The organism is Marmoricola sp. RAF53 (assembly GCF_052114005.1).
Lineage (GTDB): Bacteria > Actinomycetota > Actinomycetes > Propionibacteriales > Nocardioidaceae > Marmoricola.
In genome coordinates this window covers 151,445-162,709 of sequence record NZ_JBFRDX010000008.1, presented here as the reverse complement: position 1 = coordinate 162,709, position 11,265 = coordinate 151,445, and the positions used below count along the sequence as shown (strand labels likewise).

The 11,265-nt window shown below is 71.6% G+C and carries 11 protein-coding genes; 1 reads left to right on the top strand and 10 read right to left on the bottom strand.

Annotation, left to right across the window (positions count from 1 at the left end):
• Nucleotides 1–153: 153 nt before the first annotated feature.
• A complete protein-coding gene (locus AB4Y76_RS09965) occupies nt 154–1,122 on the top strand; it encodes a type IV toxin-antitoxin system AbiEi family antitoxin domain-containing protein (RefSeq protein WP_441924698.1) in 969 nt (322 codons plus the stop codon).
• A gap of 60 nt (nt 1,123–1,182) precedes the next feature.
• Here the strand turns inward: AB4Y76_RS09965 and era are convergent, their stop codons facing one another.
• The 10 genes from era to AB4Y76_RS09915 all read right to left on the bottom strand — a co-directional run bounded on the left by era (nt 1,183) and on the right by AB4Y76_RS09915 (nt 11,184).
• On the bottom strand, nt 1,183–2,106 hold the full coding sequence (gene era, locus AB4Y76_RS09960; protein ID WP_441924696.1) for a GTPase Era: 924 nt from the start codon (nt 2,104–2,106) through the stop codon (nt 1,183–1,185).
• Nucleotides 2,103–2,879 carry a siderophore-interacting protein gene (locus AB4Y76_RS09955; RefSeq protein WP_441924694.1) on the bottom strand — a complete coding sequence of 259 codons (777 nt, stop codon included), beginning with the start codon at nt 2,877–2,879 and terminating at the stop codon, nt 2,103–2,105. The genes era and AB4Y76_RS09955 overlap by 4 nt, the downstream gene beginning before the upstream one ends.
• A gap of 31 nt (nt 2,880–2,910) precedes the next feature.
• On the bottom strand, nt 2,911–3,990 hold the full coding sequence (locus AB4Y76_RS09950) for a glycoside hydrolase family 43 protein (RefSeq protein WP_441924692.1): 1,080 nt from the start codon (nt 3,988–3,990) through the stop codon (nt 2,911–2,913).
• Nucleotides 3,991–4,070: 80 nt separating this feature from the next.
• On the bottom strand, nt 4,071–5,165 hold the full coding sequence (locus AB4Y76_RS09945) for a glycoside hydrolase family 43 protein (RefSeq protein WP_441924690.1): 1,095 nt from the start codon (nt 5,163–5,165) through the stop codon (nt 4,071–4,073).
• A gap of 81 nt (nt 5,166–5,246) precedes the next feature.
• The gene (locus AB4Y76_RS09940) at nt 5,247–6,542 is read right to left on the bottom strand and encodes a class I SAM-dependent methyltransferase (protein WP_441924688.1); all 1,296 of its coding nucleotides are present in this window, start codon (nt 6,540–6,542) and stop codon (nt 5,247–5,249) included.
• Between the two features lie 9 nt (nt 6,543–6,551).
• The gene (locus AB4Y76_RS09935) at nt 6,552–7,934 is read right to left on the bottom strand and encodes an FAD-binding protein (RefSeq protein WP_441924686.1); all 1,383 of its coding nucleotides are present in this window, start codon (nt 7,932–7,934) and stop codon (nt 6,552–6,554) included.
• A gap of 45 nt (nt 7,935–7,979) precedes the next feature.
• Nucleotides 7,980–8,321: a cytidine deaminase gene (locus AB4Y76_RS09930; protein WP_441924684.1), complete on the bottom strand. Its 342-nt coding sequence runs from the start codon at nt 8,319–8,321 to the stop codon at nt 7,980–7,982.
• Complete coding sequence (locus AB4Y76_RS09925) at nt 8,314–9,636, bottom strand: hemolysin family protein (RefSeq protein ID WP_441924682.1); 1,323 nt, start codon at nt 9,634–9,636, stop codon at nt 8,314–8,316. Before AB4Y76_RS09925 ends, AB4Y76_RS09930 begins: the two co-directional genes overlap by 8 nt.
• A complete protein-coding gene (ybeY, locus tag AB4Y76_RS09920; protein WP_441924680.1) occupies nt 9,633–10,136 on the bottom strand; it encodes an rRNA maturation RNase YbeY in 504 nt (167 codons plus the stop codon). Before ybeY ends, AB4Y76_RS09925 begins: the two co-directional genes overlap by 4 nt.
• Nucleotides 10,126–11,184 carry a PhoH family protein gene (locus tag AB4Y76_RS09915; RefSeq protein WP_441924678.1) on the bottom strand — a complete coding sequence of 353 codons (1,059 nt, stop codon included), beginning with the start codon at nt 11,182–11,184 and terminating at the stop codon, nt 10,126–10,128. The genes ybeY and AB4Y76_RS09915 overlap by 11 nt, the downstream gene beginning before the upstream one ends.
• Between the last annotated feature and the right edge of the window lie 81 nt (nt 11,185–11,265).

Genomic DNA, 11,265 nt, shown 5'->3' with positions numbered 1-11,265 from the left:
ACCCGCCGACCCGGCGCAGACCTGCATGTTGAGCCCGCTGACCCGGCGCAGACCTGCATGTTCGCGCCGTACACAGCCCTCGCCGGAGATGGCCTGTCCACAGGACCCGTCACCCGCGGCGCCAGATGTCGGAGCCGCCCGCACAGTGATCGGATGCCGACGCGCCCTTACCACCCCGCCGAGGGGCTGATCAACTCCGGGCTCGACCTCTCCCAGCCCTTCACCACAGCGATGGCGGCTCGGGCCGGCCTGGACTGCAGGCGGCTGCAGCGCATCCTCGGCGCGGGGCTCCTCGCCCGTCCCCTCCTCGGCGTGTACTACGCCGCCACCCTGCGCGACTGCCTCGATCTGCGGATCGCGTGCCTGCGCCTCGTCGTTCCCCACGGCTGCGTGGTGACCGACCGGACGGCAGGCTGGCTCCACGGCGCCTCGATGGCCCTCGCGCCCAACGATCACCTCCGCGTGCCGCTGGTCTCCGTCTTCCACACGCCCGGCAACCGGCTGCGCAACGCACTGACCTCCAGCGGTGAGCGGGAGCTCGCCGAGCACGACGTGACCGAGCTTCGCGGCATCCGGGTCACGACCCCGCTGCGGACCGCCTGCGACCTCGGACGTCTGCTGCACCGTGACTCGGCGCTGGCGTCGATGGATGCGCTGCTGCGCCTCGGTAGCTTCGACCAGGACGAGCTGTGCCAGGAGGTCGAGCGGTTCAAGGGATACCGGGGCGTGCGCCAGCTACGCGCCTTCGCGCCGCTCACCGATCCCGGTTCGGAGTCGTTCGGCGAGTCCGTCCTCCGCCTGCGCTGGTACGACGCGGGGCTGGGAGTCCGGCCGGAGACCCAGATCCAGGTCGCTCATCCGTGGTCGGGCGAGACCGCGTACCTCGACCTGGGGTCGCGGGAATGGCGCTACGCCGCCGAGTACGACGGTGCGGCGTTCCACGGCCCCGAGCAACGCGAGCACGACGAAACCCGGCGGGCCTGGATCGCCGAGCACTGCGACTTCGAGGTCGACGTGTTCCGCCGCGACGACCTGTTCGGCAGGAACCAGCGGGCCGAGCAACGGCTCCGCGACGGGATCTACCGCGCGATGGTGCGGCTCAGCGCCGGGTCGGCGTACTGATGGTGCGGCTCAGCGCCGGGTCGGCGTACTGATGGTGCGGCTCGGCGCCGGGTCGGCGTACTAGAAGCCCAGCCGGCGGAGCTGCTTGGGGTCGCGCTGCCAGTCCTTGGCGATCTTCACCCGGAGGTCCAGGTAGACGGGGGTGCCGAGGATCGCCTCGATCTGCTTGCGGGCGTCGGTGCCGACCTGGCGCAGCCGCGCCCCCTTGTGGCCGATCACGATGCCCTTCTGGGAATCACGCTCCACGAAGAGGTTCGCGTGGATCCGCAGCAGCGGCTTGTCGGCCGGACGGTCCTCGTCCAGGCCCATCTCCTCCACGACGACGGCGATCGAGTGCGGCAGCTCGTCGCGGACGCCCTCCAGGGCGGCCTCGCGGATCAGCTCGGCCGCGATCGCCTCCTCGGGGGCGTCGGTGAGGTCGCCGTCCGGGTAGAGCGGCGGGCCCTCCGGGAGCTGCGCGACGAGCAGGTCGGCGAGGAGCTGCACCTGGTCGCCGGACTTCGCCGAGACCGGCACGATCTCGGCCCACTCGGTGTTCGTCTCGAGGCCGAGCTCGGCGATCGCGAGCAGGTGCTCGGCCAGCTGGTCCGGGGTGACCTTGTCGGTCTTGGTCGCGATCGCGAACTTCACCGAGCGACGCACCTTGGCCAGCTCGTTGACGATGAACCGGTCGCCCGGGCCCGGCTTCTCGTCGGCCGGGAAGCAGACCGCGACGACGTCGACCTCGGCCCAGGTCGTCTTGACCAGGTCGTTGAGGCGCTCGCCGAGCAGGGTGCGCGGCTTGTGCAGCCCCGGCGTGTCGACGAGGACCAGCTGGGCGTCCTCGCGGTGCACGATCCCGCGCACCACCGTCCGGGTGGTCTGCGGCTTCGAGGAGGTGATCACGATCTTCGTGCCGACGAGCGCGTTGGTCAGGGTCGACTTCCCGGCGTTCGGCCGGCCGACGAAGCAGGCGAACCCGCTGCGGAATTCAGGATCGCTCATGCCTGCCCTCGTGCCTGGTCGTAGTCGTCCCAGATCTGCTCGTCGGTCCTGCCGGCCGCCTTCCCGGCAGCGTAGATCGGACCGGGGTCGACGGCACGTCGCTGCCGTCCCCGGCTGCCCGACCAGTAGCCCATCACGTCGTACGCCGCCGACTCCATGCCGAGGTCGTGGCGGACGTAGCGGCGGATCTCGCGCATCTGCGCCGACTCGCCGGCCATCCAGAAGTAGCCGGGCCCGTCAGGCCAGTCGAGCGACCGGACGAGGTCGGCGAGGCCGCTCTCGCCGGGTGCCGGCGGGCCGACCCAGGTCACCGGGAAGTCCAGGTAGTCCTCGAGCGGGCCGTCCGGCGTCTCGACGTACGCCGTCACCGGCAGGTCGACCGCGGAGCCGATCCGGGCGATCGCCGGGAGGGCGGTCAGGTCGCCGACGAGGACGACCCAGCCGGCGCCGGCCGGCAGCTCGAAGGAGCCCTTCGGCTCGGAGACGCCGACGACGTCGCCGACGCAGTCGGTCCGGGCCCACTCGGTGACCAGGCCCTCGTCGTGGACCACGACGTCGAGGACGAGCTCGTGCGTCGCCGGGTCCCAGGACCGGACCGTGTAGTACCTGGTCTGGAACTGGCCGGGCACGGTGAGCGCCACCCACTCGTCGGGCACTCCGGTCGTGCGGAACGCGTCCAGCCCGCCGACCGCGATCCGGATCAGGTGGTCGCCGAGGACCTCGCGGCGGGTGACGGTGCCGGAGTGGGCACGGGCGTCGGGGCGGGCGTTCACCCGAGAAGGCTAGGTCATCGGCCGGGCCGGGTCAGTGCCGGGCGACGACCCGGAGGACGCCGTGCCGGCCGGGCCGGACCGTGGCGACGTACAGACGACGCTGGCCGCACGCGGCCGGCCGGCGGGTGCAGACCCGTCCCTCGGTGTAGCCGACCTTCCCGCGCCGCCAGGCGTGGTAGGCCAGCCGGAGCCGTCCGGCGGTGTCCACGAACGGTGCCGCGCCGCCCGGCCCGGCGATCCTGCCGTGCGAGGCGATCAGCGGGCGCTTGCGCGGCCGGTGGCAGCCGCCGCGGACGCTGCGGCAGATCAGGTAGCCGATGGCGTAGCGGCTGCTGGCGTACCGGTTCCCGGAGTAGAAGAGGTAGTACCGGCCCCGGTAGCGGATCATCCCGGGGTTCTCGATGGTGCGGCCCTCCCAGCGCTGCTTGACCCGCGCCAGGGTGAGCGCGTGCGTGCCGCGCATGAACCGGGTCGCGCGGTAGGCCATCGGCCGGGTCAGGAGCCGCGACGGCCGGGAGTCGACCTTCCAGAGCAGCCACGGCCGGCCGTGCGGGGCGAGGTAGACCTGCGGGTCGATCGCGCCGGCGCGCGGGCAGACCAGCGGGCGCCGGGAGCGGTCGACGAACGGGCCGACCGGGGTGCGGCCGGTCGCCACCGAGACGCACATCCGGCCGCGCCGCGCGTGCGGCCGGGCGACCCGGGTCGCGTAGGCGAGCACGTAGCGCCGTTGTCCCAGCCGGGTCACCGTGGGCGCCCAGACCGTGCCGCGCACCCGGCCGTGCCGCCCCTTCACCCCGCGGGCCCAGCGGGCGACCCGGACGAGCGCGTCGCCGCTGGGGTTCCGCGGGCCCGCGCCCCGGGCCCGCCAGATCCGGGCGTCGCGGGAGCGCAGCACCGGAAGGTTCCGGCGGCCGGTCGAGGTCGCGTAGGCGAAGTACTGGTGACCGACGCGGAGCACCTGGGGGTCCGGGAAGTCGCCGCGGTAGACCCTGCCCGGGCGGTACTTGTCCGCGGAGCCGCGGGCCTCGGCGGGACCGGCGGCGCTGAGCACCGAGGCGACCAGGACGGCGGTCAGCAGCAGGAGAAAGGGACGACGGGCGGCGAGCAGCACGCGCCCATGGTGCGCGAAAGGCATACGTTTTGTGGCGGTTTCAGATGATTCGTGACGCGGGCTGAGCGAAGGTCACCGCGTCACATCCGGCGCTGGACGACCGCGAGCCTCCCGGTCCGGTCCGGGCGCACCCAGGCGATGTAGAGCCGGCGCTGCGCGCAGCCGGTCGCGCTCTGCTGGCAGGTCGACGAGCTCGGGTAGCCGACCGAGCCGGCGGTCCAGGCGTGGTACGCCAGCCGGAGCCGTCCGCCGGTGTCCACGAACGGCGTCGCGCCGCCCGGGCCGGCGATCGCCCCGCCGGTGGCGAGCAGCGGGCGCTTCCGGGGCCGGGTGCAGCCGCCGTACCAGGTCTTGCAGATCAGGTAGCCGACCGCGTAGCGCGTCGAGGCGTAGGAGTTCGCCGAGTAGAACAGGTAGTACCGGTTGCGGTAGCGGATCATCGCCGGGTTCTCGATGATCGAGCCCTCCCACGGCTGCGCGATCCTCGCCAGGAACCGGCGCGGGGCGCCCGGCACCAGCGCGGTCCCGGTCCGCGTCATCGGCTGGGTGTAGAGCACGGCCGGGTGGTGGTCGAGCTTCCAGACCAGCCACGGGCGGCCGTTCGGCGCCACGAAGACCTGCGGGTCGATCGCGCCCCGCGGCGGGCAGAGCACCGGCGCGGCGCTGCGGTCCACGAACGGCCCGTACGGCGAGGCCGCGGTCGCCACCGAGATGCACATCAGCTGTCCCGGGCGGTTCACCTGGGTGGCGTAGGCGAGCACGTACCGCCCCGGGCCGAGCCGGGTCACCGTCGGCGCCCAGGTGGTGGCGTGGAAACGGCCGTCCTTCTGCTCGGTGCCGGCCGACCAGACGGGGGTGCGCGGGAGGGCGTCCCCGGACGGGTTCGCCGCGGTCCCCGGGCCGGCCTTCCAGCTGCGCAGGTCGGTGGAGGACAGCATCGGCACGTTCAGGCCGTAGCTGGTGGTCGAGTAGGCGTAGTACGTCGCCCCGACCCGCATCACCGCGGGGTCCGGGAAGTCGCCCGCGTAGGCCTGCCCCGGCTTCACCGGGTCCTGGCCGACGGGGGCCGGACGGGCCTCGGCCCCGGCGAGCAGGCCCACGGTCAGACCGACGGTCAGACCGAGGGTCAGGAGGACGACGAGCAGGGGGGACGGGACCCGAGAAGCGACACGCATCGGACTATCTTGCGTCATGATGTCCGGCTTCGCCGGGATTCCGGTACTCCGGGCTCGTCGGAAGTGCCGTTCCGCGCGGACTCAGCCCAACCAGGTCGGGCGCAGCGGGAACGTCGTGCTGCCGTCGGCGGGCGTCTTCGTGGCCAGCACCTGGTGCAGCTGGATCTCGTTGGTCTCGAAGCCCATCCGCGAGCCGGCGATGTAGAGACCCCACACCTTCGCGGTCGCCTCGCCGACCTCGGCGACGCACGCGTCCCAGTTCTCGACCAGGTTCCGGTTCCACCCGGCGAGCGTCATCGCGTAGTGCATCCGCAGGTTCTCCTCGTGCTGCACCTCCAGCCCGGCGTCCTGCATCTCGGTGATGATCCGGCCGGACCCGGTCAGCTCGCCGTCGGGGAACACGTAGCGGTCGATGAACGCGCCGGTGCTCTGCTTCCGGTTGTGCTGCCGGGTGATGGAGTGGTTGAGAATCCGGCCGTGCGGCTTGAGCTTGTCCCGCAGGAACCCGAAGTACGCCGGGTAGTTCGCCACCCCGATGTGCTCGGTGAGGCCGATCGAGCTGACCGCGTCGAAGTCGCCCTCGACGACGTGCCGGTAGTCGAGGTGCCGCACCTCGGCGCGGTCGTCGAGCCCGTCCTCCTTGATCCGCTGCTGCGCCCAGGACGCCTGCTCGGCCGAGAGCGTGACGCCGATCGCGGAGACCCCGTAGTACTTCACCGCGTGCCGGACCATCCCGCCCCAGCCGCAGCCGACGTCGAGGAGCCGCTGGCCGGGCTGCAGGTCGAGCTTGCGGCAGACGAGGTCGTACTTGTGGAACTGCGCCTCCTCCAGCGATGCCGCCGCGGTCGGGAAGCAGGCGCAGGTGTAGGTCATCGAGGGGCCGAGGACCATCTCGTAGAAGCGGTTCGACACGTCGTAGTGGTGGTGGATCACCTCGGCGTCGCGCTCCGGGGAGTGCAGGAACCCCTCCATCAACCGGCGCCACCTCGGCGCGTGCTCCTGGGCCGGGATCGGCGGCGGCTTCAGGTGCGAGAGCCCGATCGTGCGCAGCAGCGCGACCGCCTCGGCCGGCGACGGCGCCCGGAACTTCAGGCCCTCGCTGTTGCCCTTGATGTGCATCAGCGCGGTGTACGGGTCGCCGGGGTGGGACCCCAGGATGTCCAGGTCGCCGGAGACGTAGGCCCGGGCCAGGCCCAGGTCGCCCGGCGCGGTGACCACGTAGGACAGCCCGCGCTCGTTGAGCAGGTCGAGGCCGAACTCGGCGTCCGCGGGGCCGGCGCTGCTGCCGTCGTACGCCGTGAAGCGGAACGGCAGGTCGCCGCCGAGGAGCTGGCTGAACGCGTCGGCGATCGAAGTGGTGGGGGCGAGGATGCTCATCGTCGTTACCTACCTTCTCTGGGCGGCTTTCTCGTACAGGCTCGTGAAGCGGTCGTCGGGGTCGTAGCGGCGCTTGACCGCGGCCAGGTTCGCGCCGTCGTACAGGGCGTCGAAGGTCGCGCGGTCGTAGAACGAGTCGGAGTAGAGCGACTTGTGGCCGTCGAGCTCGTGCACCTTGGCCTCGATCGCCCGGTTGCGGGGCGCGTCCACGCGCTCGGGGCCGACGTGCACGGTGCCCCAGAAGCCGGCGTTGACGTAGGTGCGCCCCGGCTCCAGCGGGTACGACGACCACGACCGGGTCGCGCGCAGCGGGCAGAGCCAGACCGGCCGCATCCCGATCTCCTCGTCGAACCAGTCCAGGAACTCGCCGATCCGCTCCACGGGGACCTCGACGTCCTGGATGACCCGCTCGCGCAGCGGCCGTCCGGCGCGCTGGTCCAGCCGGTCGGCGATGCCGAAGCGTCGGTCCAGGCCGAGCAGCTTCATGTACACGTCGGAGCGCCGGTAGCGCTTCGGCCAGAACCGGCGGATCCGCGGGTTCTGCGCCCCGAAGGCGCCCGAGCACCAGAACCAGTCGGTGTCCCAGCGCCAGAGGTAGTCGTGCATCGTGAGCAGGTCGGTCTCGCGACGCTGGATCGAGCGGAAGTAGATCTGCTGGCCGCCGCTGTAGTCAGACGGTCCGGAGTCGCTGGGTTCCTGCGTCGCGGTGTCCTGCCAGGTCGCCAGGGTCAGGTAGTACTCCCCCGGCTGGAACGCCACCCCGTCCAGGCCGTCGACGCGGACGCCCTGCCAGCTCCCCGACTCGGCGATCTCGGCGATCGCCGAGGCCAGCTTGTCGGTCTCGTGGAACCGGACGTGGCGCAGCGCCACGTAGGGCGGCACCTTCTCCAGCCGGATCCGCAGCCGGGTCGCGTAGCCGAGCGAGCCGTAGGAGTTCGGGAAGGTCAGGTAGAGGTCGCTGTTCTGCTCCGGGCTGCAGGTGACCACCTCGCCGGACCCGGTGAAGACGTCCATCTCGACGACGGACTCGTGCGGCAGCCCGTTGCGGAACGAGGTCGACTCGATGCCGAGGCCGGTGACGGCGCCGCCGAGGGTGATGGTGCGCAGCTGCGGGACGACGTACGGGATCAGGCCGTACTTGAGGGTCTCGGCGACCAGGTCCTCGTAGGTGCACATCCCCTGCACGTCGGCGGTGAGCGCCTCGGTGTCCAGGGAGATGACGCCGGCGAGCCAGGCGACGTCCAGCCCGGGCGCGCTGCTGGCGTCGCGCTGCCGGAAGAGGTTCGTGGTCCGCTTCGCCAGCCGGACCCGCTGGTCGGGCGCGATGGCAGCGTAGGAGGCCCGCAGCCGGTCGACGGCTGCGGCGTGCGCGGTGGTCCCGATCAAGCCCACGCCAGCACCCTAGCCCTACCGGAGGGGCCCTCCGCAAGGTCCTTTTCAGGTGGTGAGGGTGCCGCTGACCGTCCCGTTCGGGGCCCCCGTGTGCACCGGGACGCCGGTGCCGGCGAAGTCCCGCAACGCCGCCAGGTCGGCCTCGGCGACCGCCCCGTCGCCCAGCACGACGGCTGCCTCGACCCCCGTCGAGCCGCTCGCCACCGCCATCGCGATGCAGACGTCCAGCGCCGAGACCTGCAGCGACGGCAGGTCGACGGTCGCGCCCGCGTAGGTACGGCCGTCCTGGTCGCGCAGCGCCGCCCCCTGGGCGGCACCCGTGCGGGCCCGGGTCGACCGGGCCAGTACGACGAGCTTGTTGTCCTCTGCCTGCAGGTTCTCAGCCACGCGAGGATTCTAGGCGTGCTCCTCCGGCGGGCTCCTCGCCCTCGGCCTTCACCACCGGCGTGATCAGCACGGTCCCGATCTTGTTCCGGCGCCCCTTGGCCTCCTCGGCGGTGAGCCGCAGGCCGGCGACCTCGACCGAGGAACCCGGGATCGGCACCTTGCCGAGGTGTTTGGCCAGCAGGCCGCCCACGGAGTCGATCTCGTCGTCGTCGATCTCCACGCCGACCACTTCGTCGAGGTCGTCGACCGGGAACCGCGAGGACACCCGGACCGAGCCGTCCGGCAGCGACTCGACGCCGATCTCGTCGGGGTCGAACTCGTCGGTGATCTCGCCGACGATCTCCTCCAGGATGTCCTCGATCGTGACCAGGCCGGCCGTGCCGCCGTACTCGTCGACGACCACCGCGACGTGCCTGCGGGAGGACTGCATCTCGCGGAGCAGGTCGTCGGCCGGCTTGGAGTCCGGGACCCAGAGGACCGGGCGCATCACGCTGTCGACGTGCTCGGTGGTCTCGGCGTCCTTGCGGTCGAAGACCCGGCGGCTGACGTCCTTGAGGTAGGCGAACCCGACGATGTCGTCGAGGTCCTCCCCGACCACCGGGACCCGGGAGAAGCCGCTGCGCAGGAACAGCGACATCGCCTGCCGCAGCGTCTTGTGCCGCTCGATGAAGACCACGTCGGTGCGCGGCACCATCACCTCGCGCACGATCGTGTCGCCGAGCTCGAAGACGGAGTGGATCATCGCCCGCTCGTCGGACTCGATCAGGCTGCTCGCCTCGGCCAGGTCGACCATCTCGCGCAGCTCGGCCTCGGACGCGAACGGCCCCTCGGAGAAGCCCTTGCCCGGGGTGAGTGCGTTGCCGATCAGGATCAGCAGCTGCGGGATCGGCCCGAGCACCCGGGTGACGACGACGATCCCCGCGGCACAGTTGAGCGCGATCCGCTCCGAGTGCTGGCGGCCGAGCGTGCGCGGGCCGACGCCGATGAAGACGAACGAGACCACCAGCATCACCGCGACGCTGACCACCACGACCACCCAGCTGCCGGCGTCGACGGCGTCCTGGATGAGCAGGGTCGCCAGCACGATCGCGAAGGTCTCCGCGAGCAGGCGCAGGAAGAGGGTGGCGTTGAGGTAGCGCGGCGGGTCCTCGAGGATCCGCAGCACCCGCCGCGAGCCCGGGCGGTTCTCCTCGAGCAGCTCCTCGGCCCGGGCGCGCGAGAACCCCGCCAGGGCGGCCTCGGCGGCACTGAGCAGGCCCGCGACCAGGACCAGACCGATGACGGTCAGCAGCAGGCCCGGACTGTGGCTGCTCATCTCTCGGCGTCCACCGCCGGGTCACCGTTGAGCACGCCCTGCCACTCCGCGAGCAGACGCGCCTGGAGCCCGAACATCTCGGCGTGCTCCTCGGGCTCGGCGTGGTCGTAGCCGAGCAGGTGCAGGATGCCGTGCACGGTGAGCAGGTCGAGCTCGTCGGTGGCGGTGTAGCCGGTCTGGCCCTTGGCGACGGCCTCCTCGGCCTGCCGGACCGCGACGGCCGGGCAGAGCACCAGGTCGCCCAGGACGCCCTCCTCGGGCTCCTCGTTGACCTGGCCCGGCCGCAGCTCGTCCATCGGGAAGGCCAGCACGTCGGTGGGGCCGTCCTTCTCCATCCACTTCGCGTTGAGCTCGGCGATGGTGGCCTCGTCCACCGCGGTCACGCAGAGCTCGGCCAGCGGGTGCACCCGCATCCGGTCCAGCACGAACGCGGCCAGCTGCTGGGTACGCCGGACGTCGAGGAGGTCGAGCCCGGACTCGTTGAGGACCTCAATCGTCACTGCGGCCTCCTGGCCTTCCGCCGGACCGCATCGTGCGGCGCTGCTCGGCACGGTTGTCGAACTCCTCGTAGGCGTTGACGATCTTCCCGACCAGCCGGTGCCGGACCACGTCGTGCGAGGTCAGCCGGTTGAAGGAGATGTCCTCGATGCCGTCGAGGATGCCCTCGACGATGCGCAGGCCGGACTTCACGCCGGAGGGCAGGTCGACCTGGGTGACGTCGCCGGTGACGACGATCTTGGAGCCGAAGCCGAGCCGGGTGAGGAACATCTTCATCTGCTCCGGCGAGGTGTTCTGGGCCTCGTCGAGGATGATGAACGCGTCGTTGAGGCTGCGGCCGCGCATGTAGGCCAGCGGGGCGACCTCGATGGTCCCCGAGGTGAGCAGCTTGGGGATCGTCTCGGGGTCGATCATGTCGTGCAGGGCGTCGTACAGGGGCCGCAGGTAGGGGTCGATCTTCTCGCTGAGGGTGCCGGGCAGGAAGCCGAGGCTCTCACCGGCCTCGACGGCCGGGCGGGTCAGGATGATCCGGTTGACCTTCTTGGCCTGCAGCGCCTGGACCGCCTTGGCCATCGCCAGGTAGGTCTTGCCGGTGCCGGCCGGGCCGATGCCGAAGACGATGGTGTGCTTGTCGATCGCGTCGACGTACCGCTTCTGGTTGAGCGTCTTGGGCCGGATGGTGCGGCCGCGGTTAGACAGGATGTTGAGGGAGAGCACGTCGGCGGGACGCTCGGTGGTCTCGGCGCGGAGCATCGTGATCACGCGCTCGACCGTCTCCGGGGTCAGGCCCTGGCCGGTGCGCACGATGGTGACCAGCTCGTCGATCATCCGCTCGGCCAGGGCGACCTCGCCCGGCTCGCCGCGCAGCGTGATCTGGTTGCCGCGGACGTGGATGTCGGCCTCGAGGGCCTGCTCGATCAGACCGAGGTGCTCGTCGCCGGGGCCGAGCAGGGAGACCATGTTGATGCTCGTCGGCACCACGACGGTGTGCAGGGTCCCGGGAGACCCGTCGTCCGCGCGCCTGCCGCGCTCCTTGCTCGACTCACTCATACGTGCCCGGTCCGGGCAGCCCTTCTGGTGGTGGATGTTGCCCCTCCATGCTACGGGAGGGGCGTCCGCGGGGCACCTGGA